The following is a 19,531-nucleotide window of genomic DNA, read 5'->3' as shown; positions in this document are numbered from 1 at the left end:
CCGGTGCGGGTACGCGGGCGGCGGGCGGCCCCCGGGTCGCCCGGCAGCGGTGATCACGAATGCCAGGTCAGGCAGCACGGCAGGGGCCGGGTTACCGTCGGGTCATCGAGCTGGTCGACCAGCAGGTCGACCAGCTGGTCAACCATCCGGGCAACCCCCATCGGCGAGGAGCTGGCGGCTGTGGCGATCGACGATTCCACCGGTGCGGCGGCTCCCGCGGACGTCGTCCTGGCCGGACTGCCGGAAATCCGTTCCGAGCTGGAGGACGTCTACCGGGACCTGCACGCCCATCCCGAGCTGGGCCACCAGGAGCACAGGACCGCGGCCAGGGTGGCCGAGCGCCTGACGGAGTGGGGCTACAGGGTGCACGCGGGTGTCGGCGGCACCGGCGTGGTCGGCGTACTCGCCAACGGCGACGGGCCGGTCGTCCTGCTGCGGGCCGACATGGACGCGCTGCCGGTCCGGGAGGACACCGGTCTCCCCTACGCCAGTACGGCCACCGCCACGGACGAGTCCGGCCGGGACGTCCCCGTGGCCCACGCCTGCGGCCACGACATGCACGTCACCTGTCTGCTGGGCGCGGCCAGGCTGATGGCGGCCTCCCCGACGTCGTGGCAGGGCACGCTCGTCGCCCTGTTCCAGCCCGCGGAAGAACCCGGGGACGGCGCCGACCGCATGCTCGCCGACGGTCTCGCCGACCGCGTCCCCCGCCCGGACGTGGCGTTCGCCCAGCACGTACTGCCCTATCCCGCCGGGACCCTGGGCACCCGCTCCGGGTCGTTCCTCTCGGCGGCGGACAATCTGAAGATCACCGTCCACGGCCGGGGTGCCCACGGCTCCGCTCCCCAGGCCGCGATCGACCCGGTGGTCATGGCATCGATGATCGTGGTCCGCCTTCAGACGATCGTCTCCCGAGAGCTGGCCGCGACCGAGCCCGCCGTGCTGACCGTGGGTTCCGTCCACGCCGGTACGACCGGCAACGTGATCCCGGACACGGCCGAGATCCAGCTCAATGTGCGCACCTACGACGAAGGCACCCGTGAAGCCGTCCTGGCCGCCGTGCGGCGCATCGTCACAGCCGAGTGCGACGCCTCCCGCGCGACCCGGGACCCGCAGTACGAAGAGGGCGGCCGCTTCCCGCCGACCGTCAACGACGAGGCCGTCACCGCCGAAGTCTCCGCCGCGTTCACCGCCTACTTCGGCGAGCGGGCCCGTACCAGCGCGTTGCAGAGCGCCAGCGAGGACTTCAGCCGCGTCCCTGACGCCTTCGGCACCCCGTACACCTACTGGGGCATCGGCTGCACCGACCCCGACGCCTACCGTGCGGCCGAGCGGCGCGGCACCGTCGCCCAGGACATCCCTGTCAACCACAGCGCCCGCTTCGCCCCGGTCCTTCAGCCCACCTTGGACACCGGCGTGCAAGCCCTGGTCGTCGCCTCCCTGACCCGGCTCGCCCGCCCCGACGACCGACGCGGCTGAAGCGCCGGCGGTCAGCGCTTCGCGCCGTCGTCAGGAGCGCGCGAGCCGGGCCGCGAGGTAGGGCGCGGTGGCGCTGCCGCGGGCCTTCGCCACCTTGTCCGGCGGCCCCGCCGCGACCACCCGCCCGCCCGCGTCGCCGCCGCCCGGTCCGAGGTCGATGACCCAGTCGGCGGTGGCGATCGTGTCGAGGTCGTGCTCGACGAGGACGACCGTGTTGCCGGCGTCCACGAGCCGGTGCAGCTGTCGTAGCAGCAGCGCGATGTCCGAGGGGTGCAGCCCCGCCGTCGGCTCGTCGAGCAGGTAGAGCGCGTGCCCGCGGCGGGCCCGCTGCAATTCGGTGGCCAGTTTGATGCGTTGCGCCTCGCCACCGCTGAGTTCCGTCGCGGGCTGCCCCAGCCGCAGGTACCCGAGTCCCACCTCGCGCAACGTCTCCAGACTGCGGGAGGCGGCCGGGACGGCGGACAGGAACCCGGCGGCGTCGTCGACGGACATTCCCAGCACTTGCGCGATGTTCTTGCCGCGGTAGGTGACTTCCAGCGTCTCGGCGTTGTAGCGGGCGCCCCGGCAGGTCGGGCACGGCGCGTAGGTGCCGGGCAGGAACAGCAGCTCCACCGCGACGAATCCCTCGCCCTGGCACGTCTCGCACCGCCCTTCGGGCACGTTGAAGGAGAAGCGCCCGGCCGAGTAGCCGCGCGCCCTGGCCTCCTCCGTCCCCGCGTACAGCCTGCGCACCGCGTCGAACATCCCCGTGTACGTGGCCAGGTTGGACCGGGGAGTCCGGCCGATGGGCCGCTGGTCGACCCGGACCAGCCGGTCGAACGACTCGACCCCCGACGCGTCCTGGACGTCGACCTCCAGCTCCGCCTCGTCGGGCTCCTCGGGTACGAGCCCGAGGTGGCCGCGGACGACCTCGGCGAGCACCTGCGTCACCAGCGTCGACTTCCCGGAACCGGACACGCCCGTCACCGCCGTCAGTACGCACAGCGGCACGTCGACCGACACATCGCGCAGATTGTGGCGTGAGACGCCGCTCAGGCGCAGCCAGCCGTGCGGTGTGCGCGGGCGGTGTTCGAGCGACTGGGCGCGCCCGAACAGGTACTGGCCCGTGGCCGACTCCGCGACCCGCTCAAGACCGGCGACCGGGCCGCTGTACAGCACGCGTCCGCCGCCCTCACCCGCGCCGGGGCCGATGTCCACCACCCAGTCCGCCCGCCGCACGACGTCCATGTCGTGCTCCACGACGAACAGCGAATTGCCCGCCGCCTTGAGGCGGTCCAGCACGTCCAGCAGCGGTTCCGCGTCGGCCGGGTGCAGCCCGGCGGAGGGTTCGTCGAGGACGTAGACGACGCCGAACAGCCCCGAGCGCAGTTGGGTGGCGATCCGCAGGCGCTGCGCCTCGCCGGGCGACAGGGTCGTCGAGCGGCGCCCGAGGCTGAGATATCCCAGGCCCAGGTCGAGCAGTACGTCGATCCGCGCGACGAGATCGCCGCAGATCCGGACCGCGGCCTCGGTCGTCTCCCCGGACCGGGCGGTCGACGTGGTGGCGTCGGCATCGGACCGCCCCACGACGGGCCGCAGCAGCGCCACGACCTCGGTGAGCGGCATCGCGTTGATCTCGGCGATGGAACGTCCGGCGAAGGTCACCGCGATTGCCTCGGGCCGCAGTCCGCTGCCGTGGCACACGGGGCAGGGCACACTCCTGACGAACCGGAGCGCCCGTTCGCGCATCTTGTCGCTCTTGGAGTCGGCGAGGACGTGCATGACGTGCTTGCGCGCGCTCCAGAACGTGCCCTGATAGCCGTAGTCGACGCGGTCCTCCTGCGGCTGGATGTACACGGAGGGCTGCTCGTCCGTGTACAGCAGCCAGTCCCGGTCCTTCTTCCTGAGCCTGCGCCACGGTCGGTCGATGTCGATCCCCAGGCCGCTCACGACACTGCGCAGGTTGGCGCCCTGCCAGGCGCCCGGCCAGGCGGCGATCGCCCCCTCGCGGATGCTCAGCGAGGGGTCCGGGACCAGCAGGTCCTCGGCGACGTCGTGCACGACGCCCAGTCCGTGGCACTGCGGGCAGGCGCCTGCCGCGGTGTTGGGTGAGAACGACTCGGCCTCCAGCCGCGCGGCCCCCGGCGGGTAGGTGCCGGCGCGGGAGTACAGCATGCGCAGCAGATTGGACAGCGTCGTGATGGTGCCGACCGTCGAGCGCGAGCTGGGGGAGCCGCGTCGCTGCTGCAGGGCGACGGCCGGTGGCAGTCCGGTGATTTCCCGCACATGCGGAGCGCCGACCTGTTGCAACAGCCTTCGGGCGTACGGTGCCACGGACTCGAAGTAGCGCCGCTGGGCCTCCGCGTAGAGGGTGCCGAACGCGAGCGAGGACTTGCCCGAACCGGAGACGCCGGTGAAGGCGACCATCGCGTCCCGCGGAACGTCGACATCGATGTTCCGCAGATTGTTCTCACTGGCGCCCCGGACATGCACGAAGGGGTCGGTCGCGTCCTTGTCCACTGTTCCTGACTACCCGATCGCGCCCGCATCCGCGCGACAGGCGCCGCCACCGGGCCTAGGTTCTGTCCGGCGGATCACGAATGGCCCCTTCGGCGACCGTGCTCCGGGCGCCGCGCGGGCCCCGTCTCTCCACGCGACGGGACGTCTTCCGGCGCGGCCCCATGGCGCCGGAAGACGTCCCTCACCTCATCGGATGAAGTGGGGCGCGATCAGTTGCCGGCCCATGTCCATTTCTGGTTGCTGCCGCCGGAGCAGGAGTACATCTGGATCTGGGTGCCGTTGGCGGTCCCGGTGCCGACCGCGTCCAGGCAGAGTCCCGACTGGGTGCTGGCGATGGAGCCGTCGGAGTTCAGGCGCCACTTCTGGTTGGCGCCGCCCCAGCAGGAGTAGATCTGCGCCTTGACGCCGTTGCTGGTGCCGGCCGCGTCCAGGCACTTGCCGAGGGATTTGAGTTCGCCGTCCGACGTCAAGGTCCACTTCTGGTTGCTGCCGCCGGAGCAGTCCCACAACTGGACCTGCGTGCCGTCGGTCGTCGTGGAGTTGGGCACGTCCAGGCACCGCCCCGAACCCGTCCCCTTGATCTGACCGTTGCTTCCGCCGCCCGGCGGGGTCGTGGGAGGAGTGGTCGGGGGCGTGGTCGGAGGTGTGGTGGGAGGCGTGGTCGTGCCACCTCCGGCCGCGTTGAGAGCGTTCAGGACGGCTGTGTACGCGGCCTTCTTGTTGCCGCTGTTGTCGAACAGCAACGGCGTGTCCTGGCTGCGCCACGAGTCGCTGTCCCGGACGCCCCATACCGTCATGCCGAGGCATCGCGAGACCGCCAGGCAGTCGTTGGTGATGTTGGCGTACGTGGTCGGCGACGCGCCCTGGACGTCCAGCTCGGTGATGGCCACGTCGACGCCGAGAGCGGCGAAGCTCTGGAGCGTGGTACGGAAGTTGCTGTTGTACGGGCTGCCGCTGTTGAAGTGGGACTGGAAGCCGACGCAGTCGATCGGAACGCCGCGGGCCTTGAAGTCCTTGACCATGTTGTAGACGCCCTGCGTCTTGGCGTCGTTCCAGTTCTCGATGTTGTAGTCGTTGTAACAGAGCTTCACGTTCGGATCGGCCGCCCGCGCCGTCCGGAAGGCGACCTCGATCCAGTCGTTGCCGGTGCGCTGGAGGTTGGAGTCGCGTCGTCCACCGGAACCGCCGTCGGCGAACGCCTCGTTCACCACGTCCCACTGCGCGAGCTTGCCCTTGTAGTGACCAACCACGCCGTTGATGTGGTTGATCATCGCCTGGCGCAGCGCGCTGCCGCTGAGGGACTGCATCCAGCCCGGCTGCTGGCTGTGCCAGGCCAAGGTGTGGCCGCGTACCTGCTTGCCGTGTTGTACGGCCCAGTTGTAGACCTGATCGCCGCCGTTGAAGTTGAACTGGCCCTGCTGGGGCTCGGTGGCGTCGATCTTCATCTCGTTCTCGGCCGTCACCATGTTGAACTCGCGGTCGGCGATCGTCGTGTAGGCCGAGTCGCCGAGCTTGCCCGAGGAGATGGCGGTGCCGAAGTACCGCCCGCTCTGCGCGGCTGCCGCGCCGAGGGACGTCGCGGCGGCGCCCGAGGGAGCCGCCGCCACCAGGACCGCCGTGGCCGCCACGACCGAGCCGGTCGCGACGGCGACGACGGCCCGGTGGACACGGCTGAGCCGTCGTCGGGTCCCGGGCGGGGGCGGGGGTATGGCCTTTGTGCTCATCGCAGAGCCTCCATAACCGATTCACAGAACGTGGGGGGACACGCGGGACACGCCCGCGGATTCGTAGGCGTCGACCGTTCCGGCTCCACCGAGTCGGCGGGACCGTCGCCTCGGGGACTCAGTGTGGAAACGCCCGCGAAACGTGTCAACACTTTCGGAGAAGTTTCGGAAACTATGGCTGGTCGGGATGATAAATGAACGGCTTCTGAGCACGTCCGAGGCACCGAAAGTTTCGGTCTCATGGGTCAGTGGTGATGTCGATCCCCGTGGCGGCGCTCTCAAAATCAGCGCTCGGCCCGGTGAAGCACCGGCCGTGCACCGCTCTCTGTCGAACCGGGAGAGGCCGAGCCTGCGTCCGTGCGGCATTGCGGTCACCGTCGAACGGCCGACCTTGAGCCGGTGGTCACCGTAACGGCCCGTGACGGCTTCGCGAGTTGCGCGGCCTGCGCCAGTGCGAGTACTACGAGACCGGAGCCGCGGGCACCGACGACGCTTGCGGTGGCCGAAAGATCCGGGCTGAGTGGCGATGATCATCGTGGCGGAATTGGAGCCGCCGTCGATGATCCGCTCGGCGGTGCGCACACCCCCGCTGGACTGGATTGCGAGTATCCACACCAAGGGGACCAGCACGCTCCTGTGAGTGGGAGCGCTTTCGGGCCTGCGCGTGTTGTCTTTACGTCGCTCTGGGCGGTAGACCACCGTGCCGGGGTTCGCCGGCCGGGGCGGGGCCGCCGAGGCCCTGGGAGTCGGGGGTGGTGGCGGTGGCGGTCATAACCGGGTCGGGCAGGTCGTGGGCGGTACGGTCCAGGAGGGTGCGGTAGGGGTCGAGGGCACGGGCGCGGTGGGGCGGTGCGGATGCGGCCAGGGTGTCGAGAAGGGCGCGCAGGCGGCGCCGCATCTGGAGCGAGCCGGCGCCGTAGAGGACGATCTCGGCGAGCGCCCGATCCAGGACACCGCTCCAGCCGGGGCCGGGAACGCTAGCGCGGGCGGTGCCGTCGGTGACCATTTCGCGCAGGCCTGCCAAGGTACGGAGGATCGCCCCGGGGGACAGCACGACGAAGACGCGCCGAAGTCGCGCGAGCGTTCGGCGTGCGGCGGGCACCAGCCCAGCCCCGGCGGCCACGAGTGCGATCGCCAAGCCCCGGTTGGGCCAGGTCGCGCGGGGTGCGCGGCGGGGGCCGGCCGGGTGTGTATCGACCGGGGCCCGTGCGCGGCGTTCACTGCTCGTTCCCAGGACGCCGTCTGGCGACGGCGGCTACGGCGTCCCCGACGGTGGTGTGCACCGCGCCGGGCCCGAGGTGCTCGGCGAGGCGGTGACGGTCGTACGCGGAGCGGGCTGCGGTGTGCAGCCGGGCCAGGTGCAGCTCGATGTCCTGGCGGACGAGGGCGGAGCGCAGTTCGTCGAGGGTGTCCAGCACGGGGACGCCTAGGTGGTAGCTGGCGCTCAGGTCCAGTACGACGGCGTGCGGGCGCGGGTGGGAGGCGGCGGCCAGCGCGAGCAGTGCCCGCCGGGTGCGGTCGGCGTTGCCGAAGAACAGGGCGCCGTCCACCCGGGCGGCGAGCACACCGGGAACGGTGGCCGCTCCGGGGTTCTGTGCGGCCTCCCCGTACAGCTGCGTGCCGGGCAGCTTCCCCAGGACCGTCACCTGGGCGGTGCCCGCGGCGGCGATGAACAGCACCAGCGACAGGGCGACAGCCAGCAGTAGGCCGGGCAGCAGGTCGAAGAGCAGCACGCCGACCAGCGCGGTCAGCGCCACCCACAGGCTGGCCCGGTCTGCTCGCGCGTAGCGCCGCAGCTGGTCGACTGACAGGAAGCCGCGCACGGCGACGATCACGATCGCGCCCAGCACCGGCTCGGGCAGGTCGGTAAACAGCGGGGTCAGGAAGGCACCGGTAAGCAGGATGAGCACGGCGGCGATCAGCGAGGTCAGCCGGGAGCGTGCGCCAGCGGCCTCGGCGGCAGCACTGCGCGAGGCGCTGCCGGAGACGGTGAAGCCACGGAAGAGACCGACGCAGACGTTCGCGAAGCCCACGGCGGCCATCTCCCGGTCGGCATCCACCTCGTCGCCGTGTTCGCGGGCGAAGCGGGAAGCGATACTGAACGCCTCGGCGAAGACGACCAGCGCCACCCCGCAGGCCCCGCCTGCCAGCCGCCACCAGTCGGCGGCCGGGATACCGGGCAGGTGCGGCACGGGCACGGCCGCCGGGATCCTCCCCACGACCTCCACGCCGTGGTCCTCCAGCCCGGCCGCGGCGGACACCACCAGGGACACCACCAGGACCACCAAGGATGCCGGCAGCAGAGGCAGCCAGCGCTCCAGTGCGAACAGTGCCGCGAGCGCCGCCGCGCCCACCGCCAGCGAGGCCAGCGACCAGTCCGGCGCATGCCGCAGCAGCGTCCACAACCGCGGGAAGAACTGCCCGTCGCCGCTGGACGTCCCGACGATTTTCGCGGCCTGCCGGACGACGATGGTCAGCGCCATCCCGAACAGGAAGCCGTAAAGCGCCGGTTCGGCCAGGAAGTTCGTCACGAACCCCAGCCGCGCCAGCCCCGCAGCCAGCAGCACCCCGCCCGCGATCACGGCGAGCGCCGCCGACAGCCCCACCGCCCGTTTCGGGTCGGAGGTGATGTCGGAGATCGTTGCGCCGGAGAGCACCGCCGCCGCGGAGGTCGCCCCGATGATCAGGAACCGGGAGCGGCCCAGCAAGACGTACGCGACAAGGGCCACCGGAGCCGCGTAGAACGCGTTTTGCGGCGGCACCCCGGCGATCTGCGCGTACGCCACGCACTCCGGCACGATCAGGGCCCACGCCGTCAGCGCGCCGAGCACGTCCCCCATGCTGCCCTGTCCGCTCCCGCGCCCCTGGACCCCCTTGAGTTCCGTGCCGTGCGGCTGGGTCCGCTTCATGACGCGAGGGCGATGACCGCGACGACGAACCCGGCCAGCATCAGCCGGCCCGCCGTCAGGGCGGCCGGGATCACGTTGCGGCCGAGCGCCTGCCGCCGGCGCATCCGGGATGGGCGGGTGCGCCACTGGACGTAGCCGGCGATGGCGACACCGCTGGCCAGAGCGATGAGGTAGGCGCCCAGCGCCAGCCGCAGCGGCCGGGGAGTGGCGTCGGTGAGCTTGACGACGGAGAAGGAGGCGGCCAGCGGCGCCAGTGCGGTGCGGGACCAGGCCGGCAGAGTGCGCTCGTTGGCCATGGTCGCCCGGTAGTCGGGCTCCTCGCCCTGTTGCCGCCACGGACTCCCGGCGGCCGGGCCGGGGGAGATCTCGGGCTCGTCGGGTTCGCTGGCACGGGCGGAGTCGTCTTCCTCGGGCACGGAGAGCCTTCCGTCGTCGCCGTCACCGCCTACCTTCCGAGAGCGGGGCCCGTGCTGCCAGCGGGGCGCCCCCGGACGAGTGAGCCGATCCGCCTGCTCCGCAGGCCGCGATCCGGTGGTGGTCCGGCGCGGTCAGCTGCGGCTGCCGGTAGCGGCGCCCTTGCGGGCCTGGATGTCGGCGATCTGCCAGCGCCGCTGGGCGGCCCACTGTCGGGCGCCCGCGCAGCGTGCCCACGTGCAGTCCGGCCTCCCTTGCGGCGTCCCGGACGCGGGAGAGGAGGAACACCACCGTGCCGGTGGCCACGACGGCCGCGACGTCGGTGGCCAAGAGCAGTGCGGACTCGCCGGCGTCGTGGAACCTGCGCACGTTGAGCAGCATCCCGGTGACGGCCAGCGGCGGCACGAGCGAGATCGCGATGGCGACTCCGGGCAGCGTGTCGGAGATGTCCGACCTGACCAGTGCGAAGGCGCCTACGGTGCCGGTGGACAGCGCGCCCACCAGATCGATCAGGCGCGGGCTGATCCGGGCGGCCACCTGACTGTTGCCGCCGAAGCCGTCAGGGGGAGCGGCCGCGTAGGCCATCAGGAAGCCGGTGGCCACGACGGTCAGCGCGCCGCCGACCACCAGCAGGACACTGCCCAGCACATACCGGCGGTCCGACAGGACGACGGTCAGCGCACTGCCCAGGATCGGCGTCATCGGCGGGGCGACGATCATCGCCCCGATGACCGCCGCGGTGGAGTCGTCGGCCACTCCTGCGGACGCGATGACAGCGGCGAGCACGAGCGGCCCCCCAAAGCGCGTGGAGCCGGGGCCGCGCCAGGACTTCTCGATGAACAGCGCCTTCGCTGACGCCCTCTCAACGCGGCCACGGCAGCCGCGGCGACCCGCTGGTCCGTTCGGAGCCCCCGTGGTGCGCCTCCTCGCATGCGCAGCCGAAGCCCGGCGGGACATCGTCATCCGCGGCATTCGTAACGGCACCTTCGGCGACCAGGTCTACCAGGGCGATGTGGCCGCCCTCGGGCTGGGCGAGGTCGTGGTCACCCGCCGCCGGTCCCGCCACCGTCCTACCCCCGGTACGGCGACCTGATCCTCCGCCCACCCCCCGAACGGAGCATCCGCATTCGTGGTGCACAGCCACCCGCGCGACGGTGGAAAGGGGCGTCGGATCGCGGCTGGCCCCATACGCAAAACCAAGGGAGTCCCCGTTGTCCCAGCACAGCGAACCCAAGCCGGCGCAGCCGATGATCGCCTCCGCCAATCAGGCGCTCACCACCCGGCTGCCGTTCGACGACACGCAAGACGTCGAGGACGCCCGGCGCGGCTTCCTGGGCACGGCGCAGGACAACCTGATCACCGACGCCACCGGCCGCACGGTGTGGGACCTGGACGCCTACGGCTTCCTGGACGGGGAGTGCCCCGACACCGCGAACCCGAGCCTTTGGCGGCAGAGCCGGCTCTGCTCCGACCACGGCCTGTTCGAGGTCACCGACGGCATCTACCAGATCCGCGGTTTCGACCTGTCCAACATGACGCTGGTGGAGGGCGAGCGAGGCGTGCTGGTCATCGACCCGCTGCTGACCGCCCCCACCGCCGCGGCCGGTCTGGCGTTGTACCGGGCCCACCGCGGCGAGCGCCCCGTCACCGGCGTGCTGTACACCCACAGCCACGTCGACCACTTCGGCGGCGTACGCGGCGTCGTCACCGACCAGGACGTCGCCGACGGCGTACCGATTCTGGCCCCGCACGGCTTCCTGCATCACGCCGTCAGCGAGAACGTGTACGCCGGTACCGCCATGAACCGCCGTTCGGCCTACATGTACGGCGCAGCCCTGCCCAAAGGCGGACGCGGTCAGATCGGCGCCGGCCTGGGCCAGACGGTGTCCACTGGCGCGGTCGGCCTGATCCCGCCCACGCGGGACATCACCCGCACCGGGCAGAGCGAGACCGTCGACGGCATCCGGATGGTCTTTCAGCTCACTCCGGGCACCGAGGCGCCGGCCGAGCTGAACATCTACTTCCCTGACCACTCCGCACTGTGCATGGCCGAGAACGCCACCCACAATCTGCACAACCTACTCACCCTGCGCGGCGCCGAGGTCCGCGACCCCCATGAATGGGCCCGCTACCTCACCGAGGCCGTCGAGCGGTTCGCCGGTTCTTGCGACGTCGCCTTCGCCTCCCACCACTGGCCGGTCTGGGGACGCGAGCGCCTGGTCCGGTTCCTGTCCGAGCAGCGAGACCTGTACGCGTACCTGCACGACCAGACGCTGCGGATGCTCAACCAGGGCCCGACCGGCCCGGAGATCGCCGAGGCCATGCGCATGCCGCCCGCGCTGGAGCGCGTCTGGCACACCCATGGCTACTACGGCTCCGTCAGCCACAACACCAAGGCGATCTACCAGCGCTACCTCGGCTGGTTCGACGGCAACCCGGCCCACCTGTGGGAGCATCCGCCGGTCGAGGCCGCCCGCCGGTACGTGCACTTCATGGGCGGTGCCGACGAGGTCGTCCGCCGGGCCCGGCAGTCCTTCGACGAGGGCGACTTCCGGTGGGTCGCCGAGGTCGTCAACCACGTGCTGTTCACGCAACCGGACCACGCCGGCGCGCGCGAGCTCCAGGCCGACACTCTGGAGCAGCTCGGCTACGGCAGCGAGAACGGCACCTGGCGCAACTTCTACCTCACCGGCGCCCTCGAACTGCGTGACGGGTCGATCGGCACCCCCACCAACACCACATCCCCCGACCTGCTCGCCGTCCTGACCCTCGGCCAGCTCTTCGACGCTCTCGCCATCCGGGTGGACGGCCCGCGCGCCTGGGACGCCGACATCACCGTACGCTTCGCCATCGAGGACCAGGAATCGGTCACCCTACGACTGCACAACGGCGTCCTCACCCACGCCACCGGCACCGGACCGGCCACTCCCGACCCTCAGGTCGAGATCGCCCTCGGCGAGACCCACTTGCGCGACCTGCTCGTCGGAGCTCTCCCCCCGACCGACCTGGCCGCAAGCGACGGCGTGCAGATCACCGGCGACGCGGGAAAGCTCACCGAACTCCTCGGTCACCTCACCGACCCTGATCCGGACTTCGCCATCGTCACCCCATGACCATCCCCGCCTCGGACAGCGGTCCGTACTCGCACCAGCACGAGCGCTACCGCTGGCCTCTCCCTCCGCGTTCTTCGAGGTTCAACCAGAGCCGCGGCGTCGACACGCTCCACACGCACCAGTAGATGCTCAGGAGCAGGCCGTCAGGGGTTCCGCGGGAAGAGTGCTCTGCGGATCGATGGTCGGCCTCGTTCGCCGGGCCCCTCGGCGCCGCGAAGACGGCTATCACGATTCGATGCGGACGACGGCCGGGGGTGCGTAGCGGCCGGTGAGGATGTCGGGGGTGGGCAGGTACTGGCGCAGGATGAGGCGGAACAGGACGCCGGGTTCGGTGGTGGGAAGCCAGTTGGATTCCTTGTCCGGGCCGGGGTTGTCGCGCTGGAGGTAGAGGGTGAGGGAGCCGTCGGGACCGTAGGTGAGGTCCTTGGTGAGGCTGCCGAGGTGGTAGCGGCCGATCGGATTCTCGACGAGGAAGCCCTGCGGGTTGAGGTACATGGTCACCGACCAGAAGGCGTCCACGGGTGGGAAGTCTTGGGGTCCGAAGCGAAGTTCGTAGCGGTGCTCGCCGGAGAGCGGGTCGCCGTCGCCGTCGAGGATGGCGCCGATGTAGTACGCCTCCTTCGCGCTGTTGGCGAGCAGACCGACCTGCGCGATCTCCAGGCGGGAGAAATAGTCGGTCCCCCAGTCGCCGATGGTGTCGACGTCGACCATCACCCAGCCGTTGCGGGACGGACCGGCGAACGGCATGTCCGCGTACAGGTCCCGCAGACCGTCGGCAACGGCCCGCCGCAACCCGTCAACGGCCGCGGGATGGAGCCGGGAGGCGTCGAAGGGGCGGTGGGGGGCGACGCCGATGCGGGCGATCAGGCCGAGGACGCCGGCGTCCTCGGGCGGGGGAGGACTCGCGCTCAGGCAGTCGGCGAGCATGCCGTAGAAGTCCAGCGGGTCGCCGCCCTCGCCCCGCCAGTCGCGGGTGGGCGGGTTGGCCGAAGGGTCGGGCTTGGGGGCGGCCGGGTCGGCGGGGCGCAGGGCGATTCGCTTCTGCAGTGCCACGGCGGCAGGGACGTCGTCGTCGAGGATTGTGACGCGGGCCAGCAGGCAGACAAGGGCGGTGGGGGCGGTGATCACCCGGGTGATGCCGTCGGGGACAGTGCCGCGCCAGCCGGGCCCGGCCAGCAGGTAGTCGCCGCCTGTCGTGTCGCCCATGCGCGTGCCGACATAGCCGAAGCTGTTGGTGTACATGTCCAGGAGCTGGACGGTGAAGTAGCGGTCGGTGACGGGCGGGACGGTGAGGACCACCGCGCCCCCGGACAGGTCGACGAAGGTGCGCGAGTACGGTGCGTCGACGATCGGCGTGACGAAGTACGTGTCCCTCGGCTCCGCGCGGCGGGGGGTGTGGTGGATCTCGTTGATCGCGCCGAGGTACGTCGGGGCGGACGTGTCAACATGCCATTCCCACAGGCTGCGGTGCATCTCCAGGAGCGGGAAGCCGTAGCGGAAGGCCGCCATGCCGAGCCAGTACCCCTCGTCGGCCCGTGCCTTCTCGTGAGCTGCGGCGATCTGCTGCTTCAACGTCTGCGCGTCCATGAGGACTCCGATCTCGTACACCAAGAAGCGTACATAAGCCCTTTAACGGTCATCTCATTCCATTGGGTCCGCAACTGTGGTCCGCGACTGCGGTCCGGCCAGAGATGTCATCCGTTCGGCCGCGCCTGCGTTGCTGCCTCCTGGGCTGACGGAAAGGCTCGGGCGACACCGCCTGCCGTGGCGGGGGCGGACTCGGGCCGGCACGGAGGAGGCAGCGATGGGTGACGCCGTCGGGCAGATGCTGGCGTCGGCGGTGGGCATCGCCATCAGCCCCCTTCCTCTGATCGCGGTAGTGCTGATGCTGGCCACCCCTCGCGGCAAGATCAATGGCACGGCGTTCACCCTGGGCTGGATGCTCACGCTGGGAGTGATCACCACCGTGGTCGTCCTCGCCGGTTCCGGCGCTGGCGCCGACGACGGAGGCGCACCCGCCGACTGGACGTACTGGCTCAAGCTCGCCCTCGGCGTGCTCTTCGTGCTCATGGGCGCCAAACAGTGGAAGGACCGTCCAAGGGAGGGACAGGAGCACACGCTGCCGGGCTGGATGCGGGCGATCGACCGTGTCACCCCGTCCAAGGCGGCTGGCCTCGCGTCGCTGCTGTCCGGCGCCAACCCGAAAAACCTCGTCCTCGCGATCGGCGGCGCGGCCTCGATCGCCAGCAGCCCGGCGAGCGCCGACGGCAAAGCCGTCGCCGGCGTCCTGTTCGTGCTGATCGGCTCGGTCTGCGTCCTGCTGCCCTTGCTTGTGTACGTCTTCGGCGGCGACAGGTCGGCCACGGTTCTCGGCGGCTTGAAGGCGTGGATGGCCGAGCACAACAGCGCGATCATGACGGTGGTCCTCGTCGTGCTCGGTGCCAAGTACGTGGGAGACGCGATCAGCGGACTCGCCTCGTGACGTTCACGGGCACTTCTCGACTGCTGCCACGTGCACCCGAGGTGGGCACGAGGACGATCGCCGCCAGCACTTCCCGGTCACCGTGCCGACGTCGGCCACTGCCTACGGCCGCAACGGCGCCTCCGGTGCCACCCGCTGGAGCAACTCCCGCACTTCATCCGGCACCAGCTGCCGCGGACTTGCCGGCCGGGGCAGCAGGGTCGTTGCGGCCGAGATCGCGAAGGGCTAGCAGCAGCGTGACGTTCGTTGAGACCTTGAAGCTGCCAACCACGGAGCGTTTCGGCGAACTGTGGTCCGGCGGTTGTCCGCAGATGCCGAGGTGTCAACGGCCGGCTGAACTTCACCGCGATGGAGTGTGATCGAGTCCTCGTGGTAGTCAGTGATGATCCCTTGTCGGTGGACCCGTAGCCGTTGAGCTGGACCACGACCCGGCACTGACCTTCGCAGGGGGCAGGCCGCGGAAGGGGAACTCTGTGCAATTCCCCGCTTGCGGGACGGTACAGGTGAAGTATGCCAACGTGTTGGCACTGTCCTCGTCGATGTGGTCGGCCCGCTGTCCGGGTGGGTTGACCGACATGGAGAGGGCCGTCACAGGGCGGACGCGGTGCCAGGCTCTGGAACGGTTCGCGCACGCATCGACAGATCGGGACTGCTTCGCGGTGAGCGTGAGGTCCGTGGAGCCATGGCGCGACGCGGGTGCCATCCAGGTTCCGCCGGGCGGTCGTACCAGGCGCGCGGCGTGTCGATGACAACAGCCCGTACATGGGTACCGCTCGGTGACGTACGCGACGCCTATAACCATGCCATTGGCATCGACGGCGGTTGGGTGCAGCAGACGGGTATCGGCGCGGCGGGCGCTGCTGGCCACCAGCGGTAAACGCCAAGTCGGCGATCTTCGAGCCGTGGGGGACGCCGTCGCGTCGGGCCGCTGCCCGGGGTGGGGCGGGGGGATGGGAAACTGGCGGGTATGGATATCCGTCGCAGGAACAACGTCACCGTCACCGGCTGTGCAGACGGGCCGGTGCTCCTGCTGGCGCACGGGTTCGGCTGTGATCAGAACATGTGGCGCACGGTGGTTCCCGCATTGGCTGAGAGCTACCGGGTGGTGCTCTTCGACTACGTGGGTTCCGGCCGGGCGGACCCGTCGGCCTGGGACGAGCGGCGTTACAGCTCCCTGGAGGGCTACGCGCGGGACGTACTGGAGGTCTGCGAGGAGCTGGACCTGCGGGACGTGACGTTCGTGGGGCACTCGGTCAGCGCGATGGTCGGGGTGCTCGCCGCGGCGAAGGCCCCGCGGCGTCTGTCCCGGCTGGTGATGGTCGCGCCGTCGCCCTGCTACATCGACGACGACGGTTACCGGGGCGGGTTCAGCGCCGAGGACATCGACGAGCTGCTGGAGTCGCTGGAGTCGAACTATCTGGGCTGGTCGGCGGCGATGGCCCCGGTCATCATGGGCAACGCGGACCGCCCGGAACTCGGCCAGGAGCTGACCGCCTCGTTCTGCGCGACCGACCCGGACATGGCTCGCGTCTTCGCCCGCACGACGTTCCTGTCCGACAGCCGCGAGGACCTGAAGACGGTCACGGCGCCGACGCTGGTCCTTGAATGCAGGCAGGACGTGATCGCGCCCCGGGAGGTCGGCGCCTACGTCCACGCGGCGATCCCCGGCAGCCGCCTGGTCACACTGGAGGCGACGGGTCACTGCCCGCAGCTGAGCGCGCCGCAGGCCACCGCGGGCGCGATCATCGAGTTCGTCGGGACGAGCCGGTGATGTGCAGGACCGACCAGGCGCCCGAGCCGGGCGAGGAGCAGGACGTGGACACCACGGACGCGGTGTTCACCTCACTGCTGGAGGACAGCGCGGAGGAGCTGTACGAGCAGGCCCCGTGCGGATATCTGTCGACGCTGATGGACGGCACCATCGCGAGGATCAACACCACCCTGCTGGACTGGCTGGGCATGGACCGTGCGCAGGTGGTGGGGCGGATGCGGTTCACCGATCTGCTCACTGTGGGGGGCAAGCTCTATCACGAGACGCACTTCGCGCCGCTGTTGCAGATGAAGGGCGAGGTCAGCGGCATCGCCCTGGACATCAGGGCCGCCGGTAAGGCGCGGATGCCGGTGCTGGTCACCTCGAAGGTGAAGACCAGCGAGGACGGCGAGCCCCTGCTGATCCGCACCACCGTTTTCGACGCCCGCGACCGCCGCGCCTACGAGGCGGAGTTGCTGCGCGGCCGCGAGGAGGCTGAGGAAGCCCACCGGCAGGCCGAAGCGGACCGCCGGCGCGCGGAGGCTGATCGCGTCCGGCTCCAGGAGGCGCTCGCCGTTCTCCAGGAGAGCCTGCTGCCCTCGCAGCTGCCCGCGATCCCGGGCCTGGAGGCCGGTTCCTATTACCACACGGCATCCCCGGATCTGCTGGGCGGAGACTTCTACGACCTGTTCCCCCTGGACTGCGGCCGGTGGGCGTTCTTCCTCGGGGACGTGTGCGGCAAGGGGCCCCAAGCCGCCGCGGTCACCTCACTGGCCCGCTACACCCTGCGCGCCGCCGCCCTGCACGATGCCGACCCGGTCACCGTCCTCACCACCCTGAACACGGTGCTGCACGAGCGGTACGCCAGCGGCGAGGGCCGCTACTGCACCGCCGTCTTCGGAGTCCTGGAAACCGATGAGGGCCACGTCGGCGTGCACCTGGCTTCCGGTGGACACCCCTCCGCGGTGATCCAGCGCGCGGACGGCAGCACCGACTGGGTTCCCACTCCGGGCGGCCTGCTCGTCGGCGTCCTGCCGAAGGCCCCGTTCACGGCCGCCCGCGCCGATCTGCTGCCCGGCGACACCCTGCTCCTGTACACCGACGGCCTGACCGAGGCCCGCACCGGGCCGGACCGTGAGCTGTACGGCGAGGACGCCCTGTGTGCTTTCATCGCCGCCCAGCCGCCGACGGGCCCGCAGGCTCTCATCACCGCCCTGAGCGGGCTGCTCGCCTCCTTCGGCGACGGGCTCGACGACGACACCGCCCTGCTCGCCCTCGGCATGCCCGCCCCGCTTCCCACCACCGCGAGTGACGAGCTGACATGAACCCTCTGACGATCACCGCCCGAGCCACCGCCACCGGTCCCGTCCTGGAGATCACCGGTGACCTCGACTACGCGACGGCACCCGAACTGCGCAGGGCCGTAGACGGCCTGGCGGTCGCCGCGGGGCAACTGCTGGTCCTTGACCTGGCAGGCCTAGACTTCTGCGACTCCAGCGGGATCAGCGCTCTGCTGTCGGTTCGGAGTCTGGCTATCGAACACGGCGGCGACATGACCCTCGCCGCGGTTCCCGCGAACACCGCCCGCATCCTGGGCATCATCGGCCTGGACCAGGTTTTCACCATCCACCCGGACGCCACGACGGCCACCGCCCGCGACTCCGCCGCCAGTTGATCCTGCTCCGGACAGCGTCAGCCAAGGGGGTCAGCGTCCGGGTGGCCGCGCTCTGCCGCCTCCCAGGCAGAGGCGCTGCCAAAGAGCCATTCGCCGATCGGTGCGGCGTAGGCGGGGGCGGTGGCCCCGGTGCGGCGGGGGAGGTGGACGGCGACGCCGCCCACGCCACCAGCCGCGCCGGTGATCAGAACGTTGTCTGGTGGGTGCGGCCGCCAGCGGCCGGGCGGGCAGGGAGACCCGCTCGGCCTGGGTACCGCAGCCGGGACGGAGAATCAGGCGTTGATCGAGGCTTCGTGTCCGGCGTCCTTCGCCGATGTCTGTGTCCGGGGCAGGACGAGATAGGTCAGGGCCAGTCCGATCAGGCTCAGGACCGCGCCCGCCAGGCCGGTCCACCGCAGAGCACCGGCGGCGACGATCGCGCCGCCGATGACCGAGCCGGCTGCCGCACCGAGGTTGAAGGCGCCCACGTTGACGGAGACCGCCAGGCTGGGCGCGGCGCCCGCGTGGTGCAGGATCAGTCCCTGCAGCGGGGCGATGGTCGCGGTCGCGAACAGACCGAGTACCAGGACTGCCGCCACGGCGGTGGGCTGCCACACCACGGCGAACGGGATGAGCGAGAGCGTCGCCGCGAGCCCGCCGAAGACCCCGCGTACGGTGGCGCTCATCGACTTGTCGGTCAGCTTTCCGGCGGTGAGGTTGCCGAGAAAGCTACCCGCGCCGTAGGCGAGCAGCAGACCGGAGACCGCGTCGGCGGAGAAGCCGGAGACCCGGGTCAGCAGCGGCGCGATGTAGGTGAACAGTGTGGCGACCCCGGAAAAGCCCACCGCGGTGGTGGCGATGGCGAGCATGACCGGCCGACGGGTCACCACGCGTATCTCGTCACGCAACCGCGTGGACGGTGCTTCCTGACGGGGCAGTACGGCGGCCAGGAGCACGGTGCCCACCAGGGACAGAACGGTCAGCGCGGCGAATGGAGCCCGCCATCCGGCGCTTTGCCCGAGCAGTGCCCCCAGGGGCACTCCGAGGAGCGTGGCCACGGTGAAGCCGGAGGCCACGGTGGCGATGGCCGAGCCCGTCTTCTCGGCCGGGACCACCCGAACCGCCGTCACCAGCGCCAGCGCCAGGAAAGCGGCGTGACTCAGCGAGGACACCACGCGGCCCACCAGGAGCAGGCCGAACGACGGCGCCACGGCGCTCGTCGCACTGCCCGCCGCGAACAGCAGCATCAGCCCGATAGCGAGGCCCTTGCGCGGCAGACGCGAGGTCAGCAGGGCCATGAGCGGCCCTCCGACCACGACTCCGAGCGCGTATGCGGTCACTGCCTGTCCGGCGGTTCCCACGGAGACGTCCAGATCCTCGCCGACCTGGGGCAGCAACCCGGCGATCAGGTACTCCGAGGTACCCACGACGAAGACGCTTACGCACAGTGCGGCGAGCGTCGCGAAACCCTTATTCACCTTCATGCCGCAGACGCTAAAGTCTCACA

The 19,531-nt window shown here is 70.7% G+C and carries 15 protein-coding genes and 1 pseudogene; 7 read left to right on the top strand and 9 right to left on the bottom strand.

Annotated features, from left to right (window positions below; translation table 11 throughout):
* Positions 1 to 180: 180 nt before the first annotated feature.
* Complete coding sequence (locus ACIP4Z_RS14090; protein ID WP_401307633.1) at positions 181 to 1,479, top strand: amidohydrolase; 1,299 nt, start codon at positions 181 to 183, stop codon at positions 1,477 to 1,479.
* Positions 1,480 to 1,509: 30 nt separating this feature from the next.
* Here the strand turns inward: ACIP4Z_RS14090 and uvrA are convergent, their stop codons facing one another.
* The 6 genes from uvrA to ACIP4Z_RS14060 all read right to left on the bottom strand — a co-directional run bounded on the left by uvrA (position 1,510) and on the right by ACIP4Z_RS14060 (position 9,811).
* Positions 1,510 to 3,978: an excinuclease ABC subunit UvrA gene (uvrA, locus tag ACIP4Z_RS14085; RefSeq protein WP_401307630.1), complete on the bottom strand. Its 2,469-nt coding sequence runs from the start codon at positions 3,976 to 3,978 to the stop codon at positions 1,510 to 1,512.
* A 209-nt stretch (positions 3,979 to 4,187) separates the two neighbouring features.
* Positions 4,188 to 5,702, bottom strand: a complete 1,515-nt coding sequence (locus ACIP4Z_RS14080) for an endo-1,4-beta-xylanase (protein WP_401307627.1) — start codon at positions 5,700 to 5,702, stop codon at positions 4,188 to 4,190.
* A 673-nt stretch (positions 5,703 to 6,375) separates the two neighbouring features.
* Positions 6,376 to 6,726 (bottom strand): hypothetical protein, encoded by a 351-nt coding sequence (locus ACIP4Z_RS14075; protein WP_401307624.1) that lies wholly within the window; start codon positions 6,724 to 6,726, stop codon positions 6,376 to 6,378.
* A gap of 193 nt (positions 6,727 to 6,919) precedes the next feature.
* Positions 6,920 to 8,611, bottom strand: coding sequence for a SulP family inorganic anion transporter (locus ACIP4Z_RS14070; protein WP_401307621.1), 1,692 nt, complete (start codon positions 8,609 to 8,611; stop codon positions 6,920 to 6,922).
* Positions 8,608 to 9,027 (bottom strand): YidH family protein, encoded by a 420-nt coding sequence (locus tag ACIP4Z_RS14065; protein WP_401307618.1) that lies wholly within the window; start codon positions 9,025 to 9,027, stop codon positions 8,608 to 8,610. The genes ACIP4Z_RS14070 and ACIP4Z_RS14065 overlap by 4 nt, the downstream gene beginning before the upstream one ends.
* A 22-nt stretch (positions 9,028 to 9,049) precedes the next feature.
* Complete coding sequence (locus ACIP4Z_RS14060) at positions 9,050 to 9,811, bottom strand: DUF389 domain-containing protein (protein ID WP_401307615.1); 762 nt, start codon at positions 9,809 to 9,811, stop codon at positions 9,050 to 9,052.
* Positions 9,812 to 9,941: 130 nt separating this feature from the next.
* Between ACIP4Z_RS14060 and ACIP4Z_RS14055 the strand changes: the two genes are divergently transcribed.
* Both ACIP4Z_RS14055 and ACIP4Z_RS14050 read left to right on the top strand, forming a co-directional pair.
* A complete protein-coding gene (locus ACIP4Z_RS14055; protein ID WP_401307612.1) occupies positions 9,942 to 10,118 on the top strand; it encodes a hypothetical protein in 177 nt (58 codons plus the stop codon).
* A 154-nt stretch (positions 10,119 to 10,272) separates the two neighbouring features.
* Positions 10,273 to 12,138, top strand: coding sequence for an alkyl/aryl-sulfatase (locus ACIP4Z_RS14050; RefSeq protein ID WP_401308153.1), 1,866 nt, complete (start codon positions 10,273 to 10,275; stop codon positions 12,136 to 12,138).
* A gap of 225 nt (positions 12,139 to 12,363) precedes the next feature.
* On the opposite strand, the gene ACIP4Z_RS14045 is transcribed toward ACIP4Z_RS14050, so the two are convergent.
* Positions 12,364 to 13,746 (bottom strand): DUF1254 domain-containing protein, encoded by a 1,383-nt coding sequence (locus ACIP4Z_RS14045; protein WP_401308150.1) that lies wholly within the window; start codon positions 13,744 to 13,746, stop codon positions 12,364 to 12,366.
* A 196-nt stretch (positions 13,747 to 13,942) separates the two neighbouring features.
* On the opposite strand from ACIP4Z_RS14045, the gene ACIP4Z_RS14040 reads away from it, so the two are divergent.
* Positions 13,943 to 14,620: a GAP family protein gene (locus ACIP4Z_RS14040; protein WP_401307609.1), complete on the top strand. Its 678-nt coding sequence runs from the start codon at positions 13,943 to 13,945 to the stop codon at positions 14,618 to 14,620.
* Between the two features lie 20 nt (positions 14,621 to 14,640).
* Here the strand turns inward: ACIP4Z_RS14040 and ACIP4Z_RS14035 are convergent.
* Positions 14,641 to 14,788 (bottom strand): annotated as a pseudogene (locus ACIP4Z_RS14035) (IS5/IS1182 family transposase); the annotation flags it as partial.
* A 799-nt stretch (positions 14,789 to 15,587) separates the two neighbouring features.
* On the opposite strand from ACIP4Z_RS14035, the gene ACIP4Z_RS14030 reads away from it, so the two are divergent.
* From ACIP4Z_RS14030 to ACIP4Z_RS14020, 3 genes are read left to right on the top strand one after another with little or no spacing between them, the layout of a single operon-like run.
* On the top strand, positions 15,588 to 16,391 hold the full coding sequence (locus ACIP4Z_RS14030) for an alpha/beta fold hydrolase (protein ID WP_401307606.1): 804 nt from the start codon (positions 15,588 to 15,590) through the stop codon (positions 16,389 to 16,391).
* The gene (locus tag ACIP4Z_RS14025) at positions 16,391 to 17,695 is read left to right on the top strand and encodes a PP2C family protein-serine/threonine phosphatase (protein WP_401307603.1); all 1,305 of its coding nucleotides are present in this window, start codon (positions 16,391 to 16,393) and stop codon (positions 17,693 to 17,695) included. Before ACIP4Z_RS14030 ends, ACIP4Z_RS14025 begins: the two co-directional genes overlap by 1 nt.
* A complete protein-coding gene (locus tag ACIP4Z_RS14020; protein ID WP_391047940.1) occupies positions 17,692 to 18,045 on the top strand; it encodes an anti-sigma factor antagonist in 354 nt (117 codons plus the stop codon). Before ACIP4Z_RS14025 ends, ACIP4Z_RS14020 begins: the two co-directional genes overlap by 4 nt.
* Before the next feature lie 272 nt (positions 18,046 to 18,317).
* Here ACIP4Z_RS14020 and ACIP4Z_RS14015 read toward each other — a convergent pair whose 3' ends face one another.
* Positions 18,318 to 19,508 carry an MFS transporter gene (locus tag ACIP4Z_RS14015; RefSeq protein WP_401307599.1) on the bottom strand — a complete coding sequence of 397 codons (1,191 nt, stop codon included), beginning with the start codon at positions 19,506 to 19,508 and terminating at the stop codon, positions 18,318 to 18,320.
* Positions 19,509 to 19,531: the final 23 nt, after the last annotated feature.

It is taken from the genome of Streptomyces sp. NPDC088910, assembly GCF_044749865.1.
Classification (GTDB): Bacteria; Actinomycetota; Actinomycetes; order Streptomycetales; family Streptomycetaceae; genus Actinacidiphila.
The sequence above is the reverse complement of the archived record's forward strand: the minus strand, read 5'-3'. Positions and strand labels throughout refer to the sequence as shown.

Excerpts from the sequence above, each read along its gene's own strand:
- ACIP4Z_RS14015 (WP_401307599.1), bottom strand. The coding sequence starts at position 19,508 with ATGAAGGTGAATAAGGGTTTCGCGACGCTCGCCGCACTGTGCGTAAGC.
- ACIP4Z_RS14025 (WP_401307603.1), top strand. The coding sequence starts at position 16,391 with ATGTGCAGGACCGACCAGGCGCCCGAGCCGGGCGAGGAGCAGGACGTG.
- ACIP4Z_RS14040 (WP_401307609.1), top strand. The coding sequence starts at position 13,943 with ATGGGTGACGCCGTCGGGCAGATGCTGGCGTCGGCGGTGGGCATCGCC.
- ACIP4Z_RS14050 (WP_401308153.1), top strand. The coding sequence starts at position 10,273 with ATGATCGCCTCCGCCAATCAGGCGCTCACCACCCGGCTGCCGTTCGAC.
- ACIP4Z_RS14070 (WP_401307621.1), bottom strand. The coding sequence starts at position 8,611 with ATGAAGCGGACCCAGCCGCACGGCACGGAACTCAAGGGGGTCCAGGGG.
- ACIP4Z_RS14020 (WP_391047940.1), top strand. The coding sequence starts at position 17,692 with ATGAACCCTCTGACGATCACCGCCCGAGCCACCGCCACCGGTCCCGTC.
- ACIP4Z_RS14080 (WP_401307627.1), bottom strand. The coding sequence starts at position 5,702 with ATGAGCACAAAGGCCATACCCCCGCCCCCGCCCGGGACCCGACGACGG.
- ACIP4Z_RS14030 (WP_401307606.1), top strand. The coding sequence starts at position 15,588 with ATGGATATCCGTCGCAGGAACAACGTCACCGTCACCGGCTGTGCAGAC.